The sequence below is a fragment of the Arthrobacter sp. R3-55 genome, assembly GCF_054161505.1.
Map to the genome: position 1 here is coordinate 3,319,194 of NZ_CP096423.1, position 20,458 is coordinate 3,339,651.

A 20,458-nucleotide genomic window follows, 5' to 3' on the forward strand; every position below is an offset into this window, starting at 1 on the left:
CAGAAACTCCTAGGGTGGGTCCAAGGGCAGGCAACACAAATGCCCGGAAATTCAGATGAATGCCGGGTCATTCCAGCCTACCTCTACCCCCAGCCACAGGAGTTCCTTTTGCAGCCTTCGGAAGCTACGCATTCCAATACCCCGCAGGACACCAAGACGGTGCTGGTCACTGGCGCCACCGGCTACATCGGCGGCCGCCTGGTCCCCCGGCTCCTCGAAGCCGGCCATACGGTCAAGGTCCTGGTCCGCACCCCGCAGAAGATCGCCGATGTTCCCTGGCATGACCAGGTGGAGATCATCGAGAACAGCCTCTCGGACGCCGACGGCCTCACCGATGCCCTGGCCGGTGTGGACGTCCTGTATTACCTGGTCCATTCCATGGCGTCCGGCAGCGGATTCGAGGCCAAGGAAGAAGCCATGGCCCGGCTCGTGGCTGGAGCCGCGGCGGAGGCCGGCGTGGACAGGATCGTCTACCTGGGCGGACTGCACCCGGAGAACGAGGAACTGTCCATTCACATGCGTTCCCGCGAAACCGTGGGCAAGGTATTCCTCGACTCCCCGGTGGACGCGATCGTGTTCCAGGCCGGTGTGGTGATCGGTTCGGGGTCGGCGTCGTTCGAGATGATCCGGCACCTCGCCGAAACCCTCCCCGTCATGCCCGCCCCCAGCTGGGTCAACAACAGGGTGGAAGCCATCGCGGTCCGTGATGTCCTGCACTACCTCGTGGCTGCGGCCGCGCTCCCGGAGAAGCTGAACCGTTCCTTTGACATCGGTTCCCGGGACGTCCTGAAGTACAAGCAGATGATGAACGAGTACGCAGTGGAGCGTGGGCTCCCGCGCCGGCTGGTCGTTGCGCTTCCCGTGCCGGCACCGAAGCTCGCCGGTTTGTGGGTGGCCCTGGTGACACCCATCCCCTTGTCCATGTCCCTGCCTTTGGTGCAGTCGCTCCAACATGACGCGGTGTCGCGGGAGCACGACGTCGACCGTTACTTTCCGCAGCCCGACGGCGGCCTGACGCAGTACCGCCGTGCCGTCGCTTTGGCGTTGGGCAAGGAACGGGACGGGCAGGTGGAGACCACTTGGGCCAATGCCGGCATCGACGCCGATCCCCTTCCCAGCGACCCCGACTGGGCAGGCTACAAAGTGTTCCTCGACGAACGAACCTTCCACAGCGAGGCCAGGCCGGAGCATGTCTGGACCATCATCGAGGGCATCGGTGGCAAGAACGGCTGGTACTCCCTGCCCTTGGCCTGGCGGATCCGCGGCTGGCTGGACAAGCTTCAGGGCGGTGCTGGTTTGTTGCGGGGACGCCGGCATCCCAAGACCCTCAACGCCGGCGAGGTAGTGGATTGGTGGCGGGTGGAGGCCATCGACCGCGGGCACCTGCTGCGGTTACGGGCCGAAATGCGGGCCCCGGGCGGGGCCTGGCTGGAGCTGGCAGTGGAGGCCGACGGCGACGGCAGCCTCTACAAACAGCGCGCCATTTTCTTCCCGCGCGGACTGGCCGGTCGGCTCTACTGGCTGGGTGTCTACCCGTTCCACGGTTTCATCTTCCCGTCCATGGCCCGCAACATTTCGGCAGCGGCCATCACCCTCCAGGAGAGCTCGCCCACGTCCACCGGTTCAGGGGTGGCCGGCGGAACCCCGTAGGATGTTGGGAGCTAAAAAGCTTCACCACCACCATTCACGGAGGACCCATGGCCCTGAGCGCATCCACCACCCTGCCGCACAGCGTTGACCGCGTAGCTGCCGTATTTGTTGACGAAGAATTCCTGCGTCACACGAGCGAACTGGTGGGCGGCTCCCTGGAATCGTTCACGATCAACGGCGATCCCGCCGGTGCTTTCAGCACCGTTACCGTCCGCACCCTGCCCACCACGCGCCTGCCGGACATTGCCCGGAAGTTTGTTGGCGAGACCCTCAAGGTCACCCAGACCGAGCAGTGGGAAGCTCCTGCCGCCGATGGCTCGCGTGCCAGCAACATTGCCCTGAAGATCTCGGGTGCGCCCTTGGACGTCACGGCCGTCCAGCGCCTTGTGGCCGACGGCGGCAACACCAGGATCGAGCTTGAGGGCAACGTCTCTTCCTCGGTTCCGTTCCTCGGCGGCAAGATTGCCGACGCCGCGGAACCGATGGTGGGCAAGGCCCTGAACATCCAGTCGCAGCAGGCCCAGGCCTGGCTCGAAAGCCACTAAGCGTGGAGATCCCTGCACTCCTTGCGGTTGTCCTGATCGTTGCCGGCGTGTGGTCCCTGGTTGTGTGGCCGCAGTTCCTCAAGCGCGTCATGAAGGACCCCCGCGCCCGCGACGCCGCCGGCAAGGCCACCAAGTTCCTCACGGTCCACGTTGTGCTGGTCACCATCTCCATGGTGCTGGGACTCGCGACGGCGGCCATTGGGATTGCGGGCCTCGTCGCCTGAGTTTCACCCAACTGAGTCGCAGCAGAGAGCGTTATGAGAGCTGATAACGCGCTCTGCTGCTACTCAGACGGGTAAGATGGACAGTGGTGTGCCGGGAAGTCTGGTCGGCGGAGCCTTTGTGCTCCCCCTCGACCGATTGATTCCCGCAAGTTAAGGAGCCCCCGTGGCCCGGAAACCCCCAGCAACCCCTCAGCAGCCCGGCAGTTCAAGCGCAGTCTTCTCCCGCTCCAGTTATCCCGAGTACCGCCGGATCCTTTCGATCCTGCGCACGGAAACAGTTGGCGGCGCCCTCCTTCTGGCTGCCACCGTGATTGCCCTCGTCTGGGCCAACTCCCCCGCCGCCGATGGCTACTTTGCCCTCCGCGATGTCAAGATCGGCTACGAGCCCTGGCACCTTGAGTTGAGCCTCGGCCACTGGGCCTCGGACGGCCTGCTTGCAGTGTTCTTCTTCCTTGCGGGTCTTGAGCTCAAACGCGAATTCGTAGCCGGCGAGCTCCGCAAACCCGCCAAAGCAGTGGTTCCCGTGGCCGCGGCGGTTGGCGGCGTTGTGGTTCCTGCGGTCATCTTCGTCTTGTTCAACCTGGGTTCACCCGAAACGCTCAAGGGCTGGGCCATTCCCACAGCCACCGATATCGCTTTCGCCCTGGCAGTGCTGGCGGTCATCAATACCCACCTGCCGGCCGCCCTCCGGACCTTCCTGCTGACGTTGGCCGTGGTGGATGACCTCATCGCTATCGGAATCATCGCGTTCTTCTATTCCACCGGACTCCAGCCGCTCATGCTGCTGGCCGCCCTGGTACCTTTGGCCCTCTTCACCTTCCTGGTCCAAAAGCGGATCCGCAGCTGGTACTTGCTCATCCCGCTCGCCTTGGCCACGTGGGGGTTCGTCCACGCTTCCGGGATCCACGCCACGGTGGCCGGAGTGCTGTTGGGCTTCGCCGTTCCGGTCCTTGCCAGCGGCAAGAAGGGCGAGCCGGCCGAGGGTCTGGCCGAGCACTTCGAGCACCGCCTGCGCCCGTTCTCAGCGGGCTTTGCCGTGCCCGTGTTCGCGTTCTTCTCCGCAGGCGTAGCCCTGGGCGGATTCGATGGCATGGGGGCAGCACTCACCGATCCCGTGGCGGTTGGCATCGTGGCAGCGTTGGTGGTGGGTAAGGCCGTGGGCGTCTTCGGCACTACCTTCCTGGTCACCAAGACCACCCGTGCAAGCCTCGATTCCAGCATTGCCTGGATCGACCTCTTCGGGCTGGCGCTTCTGGCCGGCATCGGCTTCACGGTCTCGTTGCTGATCGGCGAACTGAGCTTCGGCTCCGATTCCCCGCACGGCGACCACGCCAAGGTGGCCATCCTGGCAGGTTCGTTGATCTCGGCGCTGCTGGCCGCCGTCGTACTGAGGGCCCGCAACCGGCGTTACCGCCAGGTTCAGGCGGAGGAAGAGCGGGACGACGACGGCGACGGCGTACCTGACGTCTTTGCCCGCGCCTGACGGGCCGGGTTGCCGAGCTGCGGCTGCGGCTGCGGCTGCGGCTGCTGGCAGAGGTTAGGCGGTGGCCTGGTTGAGCGCGTCCTCGGCAGCAACCCAGGAGATCATGGCGCACTTGACCCGGGCCGCATAACGGGCCACGCCTTCAAACGCGGCAGCGTCTCCGAGGACCTCCGGGTCCGCCTGGACTTTCCCGCGGGACCTCAAGACCTCGCGGAAGTTCTCGATCACGGCGTGCATTTCCGCCACGGACATTCCCTCGCCCAGTTCGCTGAGCACTGAGGCCGAGGCCATGGAAATGGAGCAGCCCGCCCCGTCCCAGCTGATCTGCTGGACTGTTCCGTCCGCAACGGCGAGCCGCAGCGTGACTTCATCACCACACACCGGGTTCAGTTGGTGTGATTGGCCGGTGGACGCTCCTTCGGGGGCTGCTGTTTCAGCCAAGCCGCTGCCGTGCCGCTGCTTGGAGTGGTCCAGGATGATCTGTTGGTACAGCTGGTCAAGACTCATGGTGGTTGTTGCCTGTTCGGTGGTTGTAGCCGGTTCGGTGGTTGTAGCCTGCTTCAGAGCTGCCGGCTAGGCCTGAAAGTAGGCCCGAACCCCGGAAACGGCGTCGAGGAAAGCATCTACGTCATCCGTGGTGTTGTAAAGGTAGGTACTCGCACGGGTGGTGGCCGTCAGCCCCAGGCGGCGGTGCAATGGCTGGGCGCAGTGGTGACCGACGCGGACGGCGATGCCGCGATCATCCAGGAACTGACCGACGTCGTGGGCGTGGACACCGGCGACGTCGAACGCGGCCAGACCGATCCGATCGACCCCCGAAGCCGGCCCGACCACCCTGATGCCGTCGATCCCCTCAAGACCTTTTACGAGGCGTTGTCCCAGCGTAGTTTCCCAGGCGTGGATGCGCTCGATGCCGGTCTCGGTGAGGTAGTTCACCGCGGTGGCGAGTGCCACGGCCTGGGAGATGCGCTGGGTACCGGCTTCGAACCGCTGGGGTGCCGGCAGGTACTCAGCGCGCTCCATGGTCACGGTGGTGATCATGGAGCCGCCGGTGAGGAAGGGCGGCAGGACGTCCAGGAGTTCCTGCTTGCCGTAGAGCACCCCGACACCGGTAGGGGCCAGCATCTTGTGGCCGGAAAACACAGCGAAGTCCACGTCCAGTTCCTTGACGTCCACTGCCATGTGGGGCACCGACTGGCAGGCGTCCAGAACCACCAAAGCACCGAACCTGCGGGCGAGCGCCACGAGCTCGGGCACCGGGTTGATGGTGCCAAGGACGTTGGAAGCGTGGGTGAAAGCCAGGAGTTTGGTCCGCTCTCCCACGATCCCGGCTGCGGCGTCGAGCATCAAAGCACCGTCATCAGCGACCGGGATGTACTTGAGGGTGGCGCCTGTCCGGAAGGCCAGTTCCTGCCAAGGGATCAGGTTGGCGTGGTGCTCCATTTCGGTCACCACGATCTCATCGCCCGGACCAATGGCCAGGTCCTTCAGGCGTGAATCCCCGCGGCCTTGCGCAGCCCACAACCCGGCGTTGGAAAGTGCGTAGCTAATGAGGTTGAGTCCCTCGGTGGCATTGGAGGTCCACACGGTTTCCTCATATTGCGCACCAATGAAGTCCGCCACGGTCTGGCGTGCGTCCTCGAAGACATCCGTGGCTTCCACGGCAAGGTGGTGGGCGCCCCGGTGAACCGCGGCGTTGCGTTGCTCGTAGTATTCCTGTTCGGCCTCGATGACGCTGAGCGGATTTTGCGATGTTGCACCGGAATCCAGGTAGATCAGGGCTTTGCCGTTGACCAACTGGTCCAGCACCGGGAAGTCGTTCCGGATCCGCAACACCTCAGCGTTGTCCATGGCAGGCACGGACCGCAGCAGTGAGGCGGGGGTTGATACGGCAGTCAAGGGGCGCTCCTTGGGAATCCTTCAGGGACTCCCCATTATCCCACGGAGGGCTCCACCGGGCGGTGTGCCGTTGAGCACGTCACCCGCCGGCCCTCCCCGGGACCCAACCCAGCGGCGGAACGGCCCCGCTGTCGAAGGCGCTGCGCAGCCGCTCAACCAGGGTCGAGGCACGCCGGCTTGCCGCACTCCGGGTTCGAGCTTCGTAGCCACTGGCCGCACGGGAGAAGCACACGGCCGCGTGGGCGAACAGCCTGTCGGAAGACAAGCTTCTTCCGGCGGCCTCGAGCGTTTTGGGGTCGTTTTCCAGCAGTGCAGAGGCAAAAGCTCCCAGCGCAGTTCCCCCGGCTCCGTGAATTTCCGTGGCAAGTCCGGCCAGGCGCCGCTGAACCACAAGGTCCTCGACGGCGGCGCTGCTTGCGTTGAGCGTCAGGAGGGACACCGCCTCTGCTTCGAGCAACGTGCTGCCCTGGTGGTGGAACTGATCCGCAAGGGCCAACAGCTGGCCTGGCTTCCCGGCGATCTGGTCCTGTGCGGCCGCCAGATATACAGAGCTCAGCTGAGGAAGGAGGCCGGCAGTGTCCTGAATGCCCTGCAGTGCAGCGAAGCTCTGCGCACTGCGCGCCATCGCCTGCACAGGGTTCCCGCACAGCGCCTCTGAGTAGGCCAGCATGGCCGCAGCCAACCCAAGGACTGTCGGAAGGCCGGCGTCGGACAGTTCCGCAAGAACCGGTTCCAAGGTGCCACAGGCCGCGCGGGGAAGCCCTTGACTGAGTTCGGCGTATCCGCGGGCAACGTCCAAGCACACGGCCAAGTACGTGGGGAGCACGAACGCGGACGGACACTCAAGGACTTGGTCCAGGCGGCTCCACGCCAGATTGTTGCGAAGGCAGACGACGTGCCGGAGCAATACTCCAGGCCGGAACATCTCCAAGGCAGGGTCCGCGTCAACGGCCGCCATTGCCGCTGTTGACCTTTCCAACGCCTCCGGGGCAGCTCCGGTGAGCAGGAGACGCTCGGCATCCCCGACGTCCCGCACTACCTGCTTTGAGAATTCGCCGAGGGCCTCCAGCCCGGCCATGGCCTGCGGCCGTCCAGCGGTCCGCGGCTCCATTTCGTCCTGCACACGGCTGGCCTGCGGCTGTTGAGCGGTTCCTGAGCCCGCATCCTTCTGTACCCCGGATGCTGCATCACCGGGAACGGCCCCCAGAAGTTCCAGGGCCAACAGGCGATAGCCGGCATCAGCCTTCACCTCCGGTGTTCCTCCGGCGGCCGCCAGCTCCCGTAGTTCCGGGGCCGCTTCGCGCAGCAGGCCTTCGGCAACCAAGGCCCTCGCCCGGAGGAGTCTCGCCTCGTCCTTCCGCTCCGGGCCGGCCACTGCTGCGGCAGCCCGCTTGGCCAGCTCTGCTGTTGATGGCCTGTCAGCGGCCGGTGCTGTGGCCAGGAGAAGTTCATCCGAGAGGGTCAAGCCGCAGTCAAGGGTCCAGTCCATCCACCGAAGCAGGGTGGGGGCTGATTCCCGTGTGATGGCCGGTTCCTTGACGCCCAGGCGTAGGGCCAGGCTCCTGGGCCGCGGCACGGCCAGGCGGGTGCCTTCGCCGCGCAACCAGGAACTCGTCCTGACCAGCGGCGGCCTCCCCGCCAACAGCCTGATGTGGTGGTTGGCCAAGAGGTGTTCAACGGCGGTCTGGCCAAAATGGTGTTCCACAACATCCAAAGCCACGGGTTCGGCGAGGGCTATGAGCTCCAGCGCGTGCCGTTCCTCTGCCGGCCGGGCGGCATTTTCGGTCTGCACGTGTGCCACCACGCCTGGCCAATCGCAGTGGGCCCGGACATCGATGGTCCAAAAGCCGTCCTTTTGCACCAGCAGTCCTGCACGACGCGCGTCGTTGATGGCAATCGCCAACAGCCCGACGTTGAAACCGCTCATGGCGGCCAAGAGGCTGCTGGCGCGGCGTTGGACCCTGCCACCCAGGACGACCTCAGCCAACGCATGTGCCTCGGTGAAGCTAAAGGGTGGCAGGAAGTACTGTTCCAGGAAGCCGTCTTCCCAAAGTTGGTAGAGATCAGGTGGAAGGGGCCTGCGGCTGTCCGCGGTGGCCACCAAGGTAGCCCCGAACCCAGGGATGAGCTGCAGCAGGACAGCCAGCGAAGCGGGATCGATGTAGTGGATGTCGTCCACCAGCAGCACCAGTGGCGGACGTGCCGCCCGCGCGTGGCGTTTGTTCCGCCGTCGGCCGTTCTGCGGGGTGAACAGGTACTCGGCGGCGCCAAGGGTGCTGGTGAGGGCCCTGAGTACGTTCAGTCCCGGAGGGAGCGTATCTTCGCTGCCGGTATCAGGAGCCGTACCCAAGGCGCCGTAGCTGATGGTTTTGAGCTCGGCCTTGCCCGCGAAGGTTCTGACGTCCATGGATTCCGGGAGGCCGGCTTTGACCGAGAGCAACAAGTGCGTTTTTCCGGATCCCGGGTCTCCTGTTACCACTATCCCGCTGACGGAGGGTGACGGTACTGCCGAAAGGATGATGTCCAGGAGCCTTGCCCGGTCCGGGAGGGATGATGGCCTCAGCCCGACTGTGACGGTGTCTTCGTCCAGCCAGGGGTCCGGCAGCATGCGCACTCCAATAGCAGCAGTCCCATGATCCGGGAGGGTTGATTTCCGCGAAGTGCGGGCTACCTGGCCTAGAAGCCGGCGGCGGCTGGGGGGAGAGTCTCGGTCTCAGAAGACTCTGTCGCCGCCGGCTTCGTCCAGGGCCGGAACACCTCACGGCGTCCGGTGCATCGGCTTGAAGAGACCACCGATGCGGATGATGCGACTTTCGGAATCCCGGTGATGCTTGGGGCTGAACCGTTCTTCCAAGATCAATACTGCCGGGGTGGCGAACGGGGTACACCAGTAGTTGGTACTCGATTAGTCAGGGGCTTTTTCCGGGCCGATACCTTGTTGTACTCAGTCCCTCGGCGGGGTACTACTTGGTTTCGGGACAACACACCGGCCGATTACTCCACTGATTGGCTAAATTTCCCGCAGGCGCGCGGACAAGTGGCGTGAGAGTGCCTGGTGAGTACTGAAGGGGGCTTGCCCTTAATGACCGACAGCAGACCCGAGATCTTCGCGCCGGCGAATGCCCAATTTGGCATAGCTGCGGTACAGGTGGCCCTCAACCGTGCGGACGGAGACCATCAGCTTCTCTGCGATCTGGCGGTCGGTAAGCCCAGAGACTGCCAACGCAACAATGTCCTGCTCACGGCGGGTCAACGGCACTGAGCGGTCTGCTTCAGCGCTGGGGTCATGCATGAGGGCATCACCGAGGCTGGCTTCGCTGACATCGCGGAGCACCGCTGCCTGGCGGGCCTCCGGGCGTTTTCCTTCGGCGTCGAAGGACAGGGCCGCTTTGTCGAAGGCAGCAGCCGCTGGTCCCGGCATCCCGGCCGCCGAAAGAAGGTTACCGGCGTTGACGAAGCCTTGGCCGTCAGCGGCCAGGTGTGCTTCCGCCAAGGAAAGCCAGCCGGCGGACCACGCACCGGACATGGACGCCGTGACGTCCTTGATGGGCTCCATGGCCTGAACATCGCCTAGCTCGGCGCGGAGGACCAGATTCTGTAACAGGACATCTGGATACCGGTGCAGGGGTACGGATTCCGGGAGCTTCCGGAGCATATCCAGCCCCGAGCCCTTGACCATGAATTCCTGGCCGGCCAACGTATAAAGTTCCGCAATGGCCTCCACGTAGGCTCCCCCGGCAGCGACACCGGGCTCCGCTCCATCATGCTCACCAGCCTGTCCTCCACCCCGTTCACTGGCCAGACGCTCGGCGAGCGCGGTATCACCGGCCCTGGCCGCGGCATAGTACGCCAGCGCATTGCCGAGGTTCTTCAGTTGCTGGGGGTCCTTGACCCTCAGTGCCTCGACTGCGGGGGTAACCAGCTCTGCGGCCTGCTCAAGCCGGCCTTGCCGCAGCAGCGACAAACCTTTGAGCGTTTGGATATCGCCACCAAAAACAATCAGCCCCATGGCCGATCGTGCGGAGTAACGTTCAAGGGCAGTTCCGGCGGCAGTCCAGTCCCCCGCTCCCAGCGCGGCCAGGGTGTAGCGGGCCAGCACAAAGTCGCTGAAGTACAGGAGGTCATCAGCTTGCTCGTCCAACAGCACCAATGCCTCACGCCCGGCCTCCAGCGCTTCCAGGGCCCGGCCCTCCACGGTCAGCAGTTCACACTGCATGGCAAGGAGGAAGAGCCGGTTCATGACAAAGTCAGGATCTTCCCCGCTGAGTACTGTCCCAAACCGTTCCAGACCCTCGCGGAGCTCTGCGTAGTGGCCATCGTGGGCAAGCGCTGCCAGTTCCAGTGCCGTGGCATGCCTGGTTACAAGCCCCGTCAGGGGCTCTGACTCCGGCAGGCCTTTGAGGAGGTGCGCTGCCGCGGTCCGGGAGTCGGCCACGATCTCTGATGATGGGTCGCCCTGCGCCGCCCTTGCAGCAGCCCACAGCAACCCTGCTCCCAAGGGGCCGGACGGGTCGGCGTCCAAGTACCCCAGGTCCTCCTCCAACAGCCGCACGGCGTTGCGGAAGTCGCCGTCGTTGTAGCTGACCATGGCCATGACAGCGCGGGCGCGGGGACGCAGTGCCTCGGAGCGGACCTTGCCGGCTGCGGCCACCGCCAAGGGGTTCTGGAGCAGTTTTGCAGCCAGGAAGGCTGCTTCCAGCAGCTGTTCATCCTCGACGTCGGCACCGCAGTCCAACGCCCAGCTCACCAACCGGAGGAGCCCCTCGGCCGTGGGCGGCTCTGCGAGCAGGTGCTGAACCATGCGCTGGCGGATCTGCAGGCTCCGGGCCGGCGAAACGATTTGTCGGAGCGCCTCGCTGTACATGGGGTGCCACATTTTCAGGGGGCTGCCCGGTCCGTTGGTGGAGAGCACCAACCGGCTGTCCATCAAGGCCCGTACGGTCTCCCGGCCAACCTGTGTGTCCAGCACGGCAGCGGGGACGGGTTCTGAGAGGGCAATAACGTACATTGCTTCCCTCTCGGCCTCGCTTGCCCGAAGTACCCTGTTCCGCACAACCCCGGCCAGTCCTTCGCCGCTGCCGGAGAGGGCGCGCGTCAGGAACCAGACACCGTTTCGACGCACCAGGTTTCCGTCTGCCCTCGAGTCATCCAGGAGGCAGCGAAGAAGCAAGGGGTTGCCCTCGGAAACGGAGTGCAGCACATCCGCGGCACTGGCCATGATGGTCCCGCCCAGGGTCCTCTCGGCGAGCTCGGTGACGCCGTCGTGGTCCAAGGGGTGAAGCTCCAGTCGCTCTGCGAGGCCGTCGTACCAGAGCTGAAGCAGTGGCGCGGGCAGGCCGGGGCGTGGTCTGCCCGTGGCGACCAGCCTTGCCCACCCGGCCGTCACCAATTCGGCCAGTATCTGGGTGCTGCCTTCATCGAGATCGTGGGCATCGTCCACAATGAGCAGCAGCCGTGCACCTTCGCCGCCACGGCGTTTTTCGAACTGTGCCCAGAACTCCCGAAGGATTGCCACCGGCGAGGTGGCTTGCTCCACGGGCAGGTCAAGGAGGTAAGGTGCCAGGACTCCGTAGGGGACAGCAGACAAGGCGGGGCTTCCATGGACCCGCATGACCACCATGTCATCTGCCAGGCGGGCTGCAATTTCGGCGGCCAACGCCGTCTTGCCAATGCCGGGGTCCGCCACCAGGAGCACCGCCCCCGCACCTTCCTGACGCAAAATCTTCATGGCCAGATCCAACTCAGGGTCCCGGCCTACAAGGTGCTCAGCCCGCATGGGCGCTCCGCAGTTCTACTCCGCTGCCTGCCTCATAGGAGCCCATTGAGCTCGCCTCGAGACGAAACACCCAACTTTGTGAACACCTGGTACAGATGGCCTTCGACTGTTCGCACAGACACCCCAATATCCATCGCGATTTCACGGTTGCTGACACCCTTCCCGGCGAGTTTAGCAATTTGGCGTTCGCGTTCCGTCAATACCGGCGCGTCGCTCCGTGGCTGGATAGGCAACGTGGACACCGAATGCTCCAGGCGTTCGAGCCTCAACTGCGCCGTCCGGGCAGCAGTTGTCTCGCCTGCGTCCCGGGCAAAGTCCAATGCCATGGCCACGCATCTGGCCTCTACCACCAGCAGGTCCAGTCCCGCCGCCGCATCAGCTGCCTCCAGCATTGACCGCGAACTCCTGTTCAATGCTCCACGGGCAAGGTTGCCGGATATCCGGGCCAGTGGTCCTTGGCGGCGTCCGGCAATGTCCTCAAGCAGCCGGTACTCTTCGTCAGTGCCTTCAACCGTCGCGCCGAAAAGGCAGATGCCGGCAGTGGTTAGCCGCTGCTTTTCTACGTCCGCGTGGACGCGGGCCATGAGTCGCTGCTTGACGTCAGGATCCCCCATCCAACGTCCGGCCATCTCGGCACAGAATTCGGCCACCGATTCGGAAAAGTACGTTCCGGATCCGCGGCAGGTCCTGTACAAGTCCAGGTACCTGCCTGCTTCCACGGAATTGCCCACCTGCGCATAGGCAAAAGCGGTGGCAGCGTAGGCCACCTTGTTCATGTTCATGGCCGGGCGGAGTTCCAGTTGGGCCACCGCGGAACGAAGGGGTTCAATGGCGCTGGCCGGTTTACCGGCGTAGGCGTAGGCAAGGCCGATTCCCAGTTCAGTCAAGGCACCGCGGTACTGGAGCCGCGAGGACCGGGAGGGCGCGCGCCGCATGAGTTCGATGCACTGCCGCCACTGACCGGACAGCAGCAGGACCAGGAAGGCATGCTTGGCGAAGGCTTCTTCCAGCTGGGCAGGCCGCTCGGTATCGGCCAGATGCCGTGAAAGGGTCCGCGCAAGTTCCTGCGCCTCAAGTTCGCGGCCAAGAATACAGCGGGCCTCAACCAGGAAGAATGCTGACCTCAACCAGTGCTCCCGGTCCGCGTCCGGGTCTTTGGTCAGTTCCTCTTCCAGGTCATCGATCATTGAGGCGTACTCGCCCATGTAGGTGTTGTACTCGTAACTGCACAGGTGGAGGCGGTTGAATGCCTTGGCCACCGTTTCAGCCGGAAAGTTGCCGGCCATGGCTGCAATGTTCTCAAGGCCATCGGAAATGACTCCGGGCACCATGCCTGAGCGGCCATCAATCCATGTCATTGCCTGGCATTTTGCGGCGGTTACTTCGGCGAACTCCAACGGGTCCAAGGCCGCAATATGGGACTCTGAGACCTCGTCCAAGGCTTGGGCGGCATGCAGCGGCAGGTCCAGCATGAGGTAGGCCGCAGCCTTCAGCCGCTGTCCGGGGACCCACTCCTCGTCTTTGGGATCCAGGGACAGCGTGCACTGGATGGCAAAGTTGGGATCGTAATTATCCAGTGCCGCGCGCCCGGCAGCCAGTGCATGGGCAGGGGACGGCATTGGCTCGTCATCGCAGGAATGCAACCAAGCCGCATAGCTCAGAAGATCCTGGGCGGCGAGGCCATGCAGCTCAGGTTCCTTGGGCCCATGCAGCATCAGTCGCAGTTCACGCCTGCGGCGGGTGCTGAGCCAGCCCTGGACTACCTCGCCCACGTAGGGGTCGCGGAGGGATACCCAGTGGTCATCACCCCGTTCAACAGTGAGCAGGCCGGAATCCTCCATCTCCACCAGAACTTCGGTGCCAAAGATGGTTGCCAGGTCCATCAGGGTTGCGCGCTGCGCACAGGCCAGGATTTCGACGACGGTCCTGCTGGCCTGCGTTTCGCGCGCCAGTTTGGAACGGACGAAGTCCTCCACCACCGTTGCGCCCTCGAGTTTGATCCGGTCCCGGAGCGTCCAGACGGAATCGTTGAGCACCAGGTTGCCGCTATGCCGCTGCTCTTCCAACAGGGCGTGCAGGAGCATCGGATTTCCGCCCACCGCCGAGTGCAGTGAACCAACCAGCGTCGATGAAACGTAGTGTCCCAGCACTGAGCCCAGTACCTGTTTGGTCTGCTCTTCACTCAGGGTATTGAGGTGGACCTCGCCCAACTCCCCTTCGAGGACCAGGCGATGGAAGTCTGCTGGGAGGTCGCTGGCGCGCTGGACCGTGGCAACTATCTTCGCGGTACCCGTGGCCATGAGATTCAACAAGACCCCCGTACTCATGGGGTCCATGCCGCCGGCGTTGTCCACAATGAGGACGGTGTCCCGGCCGGCTGCTTCCTTCCTGATCAGGTTTGTCACCGCGTGGAGGATGCCCGTGGGCGAACCGACGGCTTCGGAGGGCAGGCGGGCCAGCAGGAAACCCAGGCATCCGTAAGGGGTTTGCCCATTGGCAACGGTGTTCCGCAATTGAAGGCTGTGGACTTTGGGGCCGAGGGACGAGACCACTGCGCGGGCGAGGCCGGACTTGCCGATTCCCCGTTGGCCGGTGAGGACCACGCCAAAGGAGTCCGGTGACTCCAGGAACTTGCCTGCCCTCGACAAATCCTGGCTTCGGGCCAGCAGGGACCAGGTCTGCCTGTCCGTTGGTCCGCCCACAAGATCGGGAGCCGCAGCCCTTGCTGCGCCTCCCCCGCCCTTGTTTAGCAACTCCGCCGACATTCGCATCCTTCGCTACACATCCGCGACAGTCCCCCACCGCTTACCTGCGTACCATGCACACTACCGCCGGGCGCCGACAGTTTGTAGGCCTGAGGGTCCTTCGAACCGTCAGGCTTTCCTCAGGCTTTCCTCAAGATTTGATCAAGCTTTGGCAGGGTGGTGTTTCTGCTGTGCCTGCAACAAGCCCTGGTCCATGAGCAGTTGGACGGCATCAGCGGCTTCATCCAGCAGGAACGGCAGTTCCTGCTTTTCGGCAGTGGCAAAATCCCGGAGGACGTAATCTGCGGTCTCCATTCGCCCTGGCGGCCGCCCGACACCTACGCGTACGCGCAAATAGTCCTTGGTGGCCAGTGCTTTGGAGATGTCACGCAGGCCGTTGTGCCCGCCCTCACCACCGCCGAGTTTTAGCTTGACTGTGTTAAAAGGGATATCGATTTCGTCGTGCACCGCAATGACGTGATCCGGTGAGATATCGAAAAAGTTGCACAGCCCTGCAACGGGTCCGCCGGAGGTATTCATATACGTCATGGGCTTGGCCAGCACCACGCGGGGGCCGCCTATGCCGAGCCGCCCCTCCACTACCTGGGCCCGCGCCTTGTGCACCTTGAACTTTCCGCCCATGCGGGAAGCAAGTTCGTCCAACACCATCTGGCCCACGTTGTGCCGGTTGTTGCTGTACTCACTGCCGGGGTTGCCGAGGCCGACAATCAGCCAAGTGTCACTCATGGTCTCATCCTAGGGAACGTTTAGTTGAATCAGCGGGAGCCTGATGCAGCTTCGAGCAGGGCAAGGAGAAAGGAAAGTGGCCGGGACCCTAAGGTACCCGGCCACTCAACGGCTTGCGCCTGAAGCAGTCAGAAGACTACTCAGCTGCCGGTGCTTCTTCTTCAGCCTCGGAAGCGGTCTCGGCGATGCGGACCACCAGGGTGTCACCTTCGGTGAGGAGGGTGGAACCCTTCGGCAGAACGAGGTCCGAAGCGTGGATGCTCTCGCCGGCCTTGAGGCCTTCGATGCTGACCTCGACGGCGGTGGGAACGTGGGTTGCCTCAGCTTCGAGGGAAACCGTGGTGGCTTCGAGGCTGGCAACAGCACCCGGAGCAACTTCACCGGAGATGTGGATGGCGATGTCGACGGTAACCTTCTCGCCGGCCTTCACGGTCTGGAGGTCAACGTGCTCGATGATCTGCTTTACGGGATCGCGCTGGATGTCCTTGACGAGCGTCAGGTGCTGCTCGCCGTCGACGTCGATCGCCAGCAGGGCGTTGGAAACGCGGACTGCCAGCGTGGTGGCGCGGCCCGGCAGGTTGATGTGGATCGGCTCTGCGCCGTGGCCGTAGATGACAGCCGGGATCTGGCCGGCCATGCGTGCGCGGCGGGCAAAACCCTTGCCGAATTCGGTGCGCAGTTCTGCGGTGAGCTTCTGCTCAGACATGAGTACTCCTTGATTACTGTGGCGCCCGGAAAGTCCGGGCTGGTCTATCAGCAAGGGCGGAGGTCTGGAGACCTTCTACGCCCGGCTGAGATCGGCCGCCGAGCAGCCGTTCCGCCTGTGTTGAAGGAGATGCAGACCCAGTCGATAACGGAGACCCGCAACCCGAATCCACTAAATGCGGACCGGATGTGCTCTCCCTCGCCAAGGTATCCCCGCAAGTTTAGCAGCGGAACTCGTCCAACATGAAAACGGGGACAAAAACGGGCCACCCGCAAGCCCGGAGGCTGCGGATGGCCCGTTCTGGAACGGAGATTCTTATGCCTTGCCGTCGAACAGGCTGGTGACCGAACCGTCGTCGAACACTTCACGGATAGCGCGGGCAATCAGCGGCGCGATCGACAACACCGTCAACGACGGGAAGCGCTTCTCGGCCGGAATGGGCAGCGTGTTGGTGACCACCACTTCACGGGCACCGGAATCCGCAAGGCGCTGCGCGGCGGGATCAGAGAAGACGGCGTGCGTGCAGGCGATGATGACGTCTTTGGCACCGGCGTTCTTCAACACCTGAACGGCGCCGGAGATGGTTCCGCCGGTGTCGATCATGTCATCAATGAGCACACAGGTGCGGCCTTCAACCTGGCCAACAACGGTCTTGGAGACCGCCTGGTTGGGAACAGTGAGGTCCCGGCTCTTGTGAACGAAAGCCAGCGGAGCGCCGCCGAGGCGTTCAGCCCACTGCTCGGCAACACGCACGCGGCCGGTGTCGGGCGAAACAACTGTGATGTTGTCAGCCTCAACCTTGGTGCGGATGTAGTCGGCCAGCAGGGGGATGGCCATCAGGTGGTCAACGGGGCCGTCGAAGAAGCCTTGGATCTGCGAGGTGTGCAGGTCAACGGACATGATGCGGTCCGCACCGGCGGTCTTGTAGAGGTCTGCAACCAAGCGTGCCGAGATGGGCTCGCGGCCGCGGCCCTTCTTGTCCTGGCGGGAGTATGGGTAGAACGGCGAGACCACCGTGATCCTCTTGGCGGAGGCGCGCTTGAGGGAGTCGATCATGATCAACTGCTCCATGAGCCAGTTGTTCAACGGAGCCGGGTGGGCCTGGATCACGAAGGCATCGGTGCCTCGCACGCTCTCGGCCGACCGGACGTAGATTTCCCCATTGGCGAAGTCGTAGGCGTCGATGGGCAGGAGTTCGGTCTCCAGCTCCTTCGCGATTTCCTGCGCCAGCTCCGGATGCGCCCTTCCGGCGGCGAGAATCAACTTCTTCTCGCCGTGTGCGGTAATTTCGCTCATGCCTGTTTGCCTTCTTCTGTGGTTGCCGGGGATTGTGAAGATGTGGAGACGGACGTCGGTTCCAGGGCCGCCTCGGCCAAAGTGGCGGAGGCGGTGCCCGGACGGTTGGCAATGACCCAACCCTCGGCGTTCCGTTGGGCGGCCAGGCTGAGGGCGAGGGCGCCTGCGGGGACATCCTTGCGGATGACGGCCCCGGCGCCACTGTAAGCGCCGTCGCCTACAGTCACCGGAGCTACGAAGACCGTGTTCGAACCGGTACGGACACCCGAGCCGATCACCGTGCGGTGCTTCTTCTCGCCGTCGTAGTTGGCCGTGATGTTGCCGCAGCCGATGTTGGTGTCTTCACCGATTTCGGCGTCGCCGGCGTAGCCCAGGTGGGACAGTTTGGAACCACGGCCAATGGTCACGTTCTTGGTTTCGTAGAACGCACCGATCTTGCCGGTCTCACCCAGGACCGTGCCCGGGCGAAGGTACGTGAACGGGCCCACGCTCGCCTTGGCACCAATCGTGGAACCGGAGCCGTGCGTGCGGATCACCTTGGCGCCCTCGCCCACGTTGACATCGGTCAAGGTGGTGTCAGGACCCACGACGGCGTCGCGCGCCACAGTGGTGGAACCGTGCAGTTGGGTGTTGGGCAGCAGGCGGACGTCTTCGTCGAGGGTCACAGTCGAATCGATCCAGGTAGTGGCGGGATCCACTACAGTCACGCCCGCACGCATCCAGGACTCGATGATGCGGCGGTTGTGCTCAGCGCCCAGTGCCGAAAGCTGGATGCGGTCATTGGCGCCCTCAACCTGCCAGCGGTCTTCAGTTACGACGGCGGCAACCCGGCCGCCGGCGTCGCGCGCCAACCCGAGGACATCAGTCAGGTACATCTCGCCCTGGGCATTGTCGGTGGTGACCTTCGCCAATGCGGTGCGCAGGACGGCGGCATCGAAAGCGTAGATACCGGAGTTGACCTCGCGGATGCTGCGTTCGGCTTCGCTGGCATCCTTGTGTTCACGGATGCCGGTGACGGTTCCGTCTTCCGCGCGAAGGATCCGGCCATAGCCGGTGGCGTCATCCAAGACTGCGGTGAGTACCGTAACGGCGTTGCCCTCGGCCTCGTGGGTGGTCACGAGTTCGGCGAGCAGTTCGCCGGTCAGCAGCGGAACATCCCCGTACGTTACTACTACGGTTCCGGAAAGTTCAGCTTCGGCGTCGAGGGCCTTGAGGGCCACCTCCACTGCCCGACCGGTACCGGGGACCTCATCCTGGTCAACAATGAGTGCTTCCGGATCCAACGCGGAGACGTGCCCGGCCACGCGGTCACGCTCATGCCGGACAACAAGGGCCAGCTTCAGCGGAGTGATGGAACGGGCAGCCAGGAGAGCGTGGCCCACCATGGAGCGTCCGCCGATTTCGTGGAGAATCTTGGGGGTCCGGGACTTCATGCGCGTTCCAGCGCCTGCGGCCAAAACTATGACCGCTGCGGGACCGGTGGATTCGGGGCTCACGTACTGGCTCTCCTTGCTCGGTATGTCCCGGGTAACCCGGCTTCGGAATGCTGCCATCCCAATGGACCCAGGCACCGTTCGAGCCGTTCCAGGTACAGAGTGGAGCGCATTTTCCGACCGTTCCGCCCATAGGATTCGAACCTATACTCCACGGCTCCAAAGGCCGGGGTGCTGCCATTACACCAGAGCGGACCGTGCATGATTCCCACCATCAAGCAGCAAGGCCTGACGGGTTCCCGGGCTACCGGGATGCACACACAAGAATCTAGTTTGCCATGACCATTGCGTGCTTCGCGACTTGACCGCCCGCTGCCCGTTCCGAGGCACAGCCCGGGACGCGTCCGAGACCCCGTTCCAACCCGCCTTGAAGAGTCCATTCCCGGCTCGTAAGGCATGATGGTCACGTGAGCAAGCGCACTGAAAACCCCCGGCCCCAGGACACCGCCGAGCCCTTGGAACAGGTTTCCACCGGCCCCGCAGTACGCATCAGAATGACCGGCCAGCAGCGCAAGGCCCAGCTCATTGGCATCGGCCGCGCGCTCTTCGCCGCCCGGGGCCTGGATGGGACCACCATCGAGGAAATCGCAGCCAGTGCCGGAGTTTCCAAGCCCGTCATCTACGAGCACTTCGGTTCCAAAGAGGGCCTGTACCGGCAGGTTGTAGACACCGAGTTCCGGATTCTGCTGGACTCCATCACCGAGGCACTCAGCACCGATGCCAAACCCCGGGTGCTGGTGGAACGCGCCGCCCTGGCTCTCCTTGGCTACATCGAAGACCGCACGGACGGCTTCCGCATCCTGATGCGCGACGCCCCGCCGTCGCAGCCCGAAGGCGCCTTCTCCACGCTGCTTTCCCACGTGACGGCACGGGTGGAGCACCTGCTGTCCGACGAATTCGCCCGCCGGGGCTTCAGCGCCGCCGACGGAGCCATGTATGCACAGATGCTGGTGGGCATGGTGGCGATGACCGGCCAGTGGTGGCTCGACACCCGCACGCCGGACAAGCGCGCTGTCGCCGCCCACTTGGTGAACCTGGCCTGGAACGGCCTCACCGGGTTGCAGAAGGAGCCGGGGCTGCGCAGCGAGGGCTAGCCCAACCCCCTATCACCTCCCACCCCCTTCAAGCCCAACCCCCTATCACGTCCCACCCACACAAGCCCAACCCTCTATCACCTCCCACCCCCTTCAAGCCCAACCCCCTATCACCTCCCACCCCCTTCAAGCCCAACCCCCTATCACCTCCCGCGATGGCCAGTTTGTAGGATGTGCTCATGACGGCACCCCACCTCTACATCACGTTTCCCGGGACAGCCCGCGAGGCACTTGGTTTCTATGCGCAGATCTTCGGCGGAGAGCTTTCTTTGCACAGCTTTGAGGAGTTCAACCGAACGGACGGCCCTTCAGATGCCATCGCCCATGGGGTACTAAGTGGTGCGGTCTCTTTGTTGGGATCTGACGCTGCCGGGGGTGAACCGACAGTCAAAATCCAAGGTGCCATGCTCTCGCTGCTTGGGGCTGCCGATCCTGAAGTTCTTCACGATTGGTTCGACAAACTCGCGGACGGTGGCCGAATCTTGGACCCACTGGCGCCGAAGCCGTGGGGTGCATCAGACGGTCAAGTAGTGGACCGCCACGGCCTCCACTGGCTCATTGGCTACGAAGGGACGCAAGAGAAACCACCTCAACTCCGAGGGACATGAAAGAGCGTCAGCCCCACACCCGAGGGACATGAACGAGCGTCAGCCCCACACCCTAGGGACATGAAAGAGCGTCAGCCCCAAGGCCGAGGGACGTGACAGAGGGTTGGGAACACCGCGGCGGGGGGCATCCGGAAGCGTGCGTCAAGGCGAGGAACGAGCCAGCACGCGGAGGATGCGCGCCGCCGTGCCGCGG

At 64.0% G+C, this 20,458-nt stretch carries 15 protein-coding genes and 1 tRNA gene; 6 read left to right on the plus strand and 10 right to left on the minus strand.

Translation table 11 applies throughout. From position 1 onward, the window contains the following. Nucleotides 1-39 precede the first annotated feature (39 nt). The 4 genes from M1D51_RS15230 (at nucleotide 40) to nhaA (ending at nucleotide 3,902) form a co-directional block, all read left to right on the plus strand. Nucleotides 40-1,650 carry an SDR family oxidoreductase gene (locus M1D51_RS15230; RefSeq protein WP_458107078.1) on the plus strand — a complete coding sequence of 537 codons (1,611 nt, stop codon included), beginning with the start codon at nucleotides 40-42 and terminating at the stop codon, nucleotides 1,648-1,650. A 47-nt stretch (nucleotides 1,651-1,697) separates the two neighbouring features. After that, entirely contained in the window at nucleotides 1,698-2,195 is a 498-nt protein-coding gene (locus M1D51_RS15235; protein WP_458107079.1) for a DUF2505 domain-containing protein, read from the plus strand. 2 nt (nucleotides 2,196-2,197) lie between these two features. Further along, nucleotides 2,198-2,419, plus strand: a complete 222-nt coding sequence (locus M1D51_RS15240; protein ID WP_458107080.1) for an SCO4848 family membrane protein — start codon at nucleotides 2,198-2,200, stop codon at nucleotides 2,417-2,419. 163 nt (nucleotides 2,420-2,582) lie between these two features. Then, complete coding sequence (nhaA, locus tag M1D51_RS15245; protein ID WP_458107081.1) at nucleotides 2,583-3,902, plus strand: Na+/H+ antiporter NhaA; 1,320 nt, start codon at nucleotides 2,583-2,585, stop codon at nucleotides 3,900-3,902. Between the two features lie 54 nt (nucleotides 3,903-3,956). Here the strand turns inward: nhaA and sufU are convergent, their stop codons facing one another. The 10 genes from sufU to M1D51_RS15295 form a co-directional block, all read right to left on the minus strand. After that, nucleotides 3,957-4,409 (minus strand): Fe-S cluster assembly sulfur transfer protein SufU, encoded by a 453-nt coding sequence (gene sufU / locus M1D51_RS15250; protein WP_172324512.1) that lies wholly within the window; start codon nucleotides 4,407-4,409, stop codon nucleotides 3,957-3,959. Between the two features lie 66 nt (nucleotides 4,410-4,475). Further along, complete coding sequence (locus tag M1D51_RS15255) at nucleotides 4,476-5,801, minus strand: cysteine desulfurase (protein ID WP_458107082.1); 1,326 nt, start codon at nucleotides 5,799-5,801, stop codon at nucleotides 4,476-4,478. Between the two features lie 79 nt (nucleotides 5,802-5,880). Then, nucleotides 5,881-8,409 carry an ATP-binding protein gene (locus tag M1D51_RS15260; protein ID WP_458107083.1) on the minus strand — a complete coding sequence of 843 codons (2,529 nt, stop codon included), beginning with the start codon at nucleotides 8,407-8,409 and terminating at the stop codon, nucleotides 5,881-5,883. 471 nt (nucleotides 8,410-8,880) lie between these two features. Next, entirely contained in the window at nucleotides 8,881-11,529 is a 2,649-nt protein-coding gene (locus tag M1D51_RS15265) for a LuxR C-terminal-related transcriptional regulator (protein WP_458107084.1), read from the minus strand. 80 nt (nucleotides 11,530-11,609) lie between these two features. Beyond that, on the minus strand, nucleotides 11,610-14,342 hold the full coding sequence (locus tag M1D51_RS15270) for a LuxR C-terminal-related transcriptional regulator (protein WP_458107085.1): 2,733 nt from the start codon (nucleotides 14,340-14,342) through the stop codon (nucleotides 11,610-11,612). A 141-nt stretch (nucleotides 14,343-14,483) separates the two neighbouring features. Then, nucleotides 14,484-15,068: an aminoacyl-tRNA hydrolase gene (pth, locus tag M1D51_RS15275; RefSeq protein WP_458107086.1), complete on the minus strand. Its 585-nt coding sequence runs from the start codon at nucleotides 15,066-15,068 to the stop codon at nucleotides 14,484-14,486. 136 nt (nucleotides 15,069-15,204) lie between these two features. Next, nucleotides 15,205-15,774: a 50S ribosomal protein L25/general stress protein Ctc gene (locus M1D51_RS15280; protein WP_172325696.1), complete on the minus strand. Its 570-nt coding sequence runs from the start codon at nucleotides 15,772-15,774 to the stop codon at nucleotides 15,205-15,207. Between the two features lie 315 nt (nucleotides 15,775-16,089). Further along, a complete protein-coding gene (locus M1D51_RS15285; protein WP_011774071.1) occupies nucleotides 16,090-17,070 on the minus strand; it encodes a ribose-phosphate diphosphokinase in 981 nt (326 codons plus the stop codon). Next, nucleotides 17,067-18,566, minus strand: coding sequence for a bifunctional UDP-N-acetylglucosamine diphosphorylase/glucosamine-1-phosphate N-acetyltransferase GlmU (gene glmU, locus M1D51_RS15290; RefSeq protein ID WP_458107087.1), 1,500 nt, complete (start codon nucleotides 18,564-18,566; stop codon nucleotides 17,067-17,069). The genes M1D51_RS15285 and glmU overlap by 4 nt, the downstream gene beginning before the upstream one ends. Nucleotides 18,567-18,686: 120 nt before the next feature. Beyond that, a tRNA-Gln gene (locus M1D51_RS15295) sits at nucleotides 18,687-18,758 on the minus strand. 299 nt (nucleotides 18,759-19,057) lie between these two features. On the opposite strand from M1D51_RS15295, the gene M1D51_RS15300 reads away from it, so the two are divergent. Then, nucleotides 19,058-19,657: a TetR/AcrR family transcriptional regulator gene (locus M1D51_RS15300; RefSeq protein ID WP_172325698.1), complete on the plus strand. Its 600-nt coding sequence runs from the start codon at nucleotides 19,058-19,060 to the stop codon at nucleotides 19,655-19,657. A 179-nt stretch (nucleotides 19,658-19,836) separates the two neighbouring features. Further along, a complete protein-coding gene (locus M1D51_RS15305; protein WP_458107088.1) occupies nucleotides 19,837-20,265 on the plus strand; it encodes a VOC family protein in 429 nt (142 codons plus the stop codon). Nucleotides 20,266-20,458 lie beyond the last annotated feature (193 nt).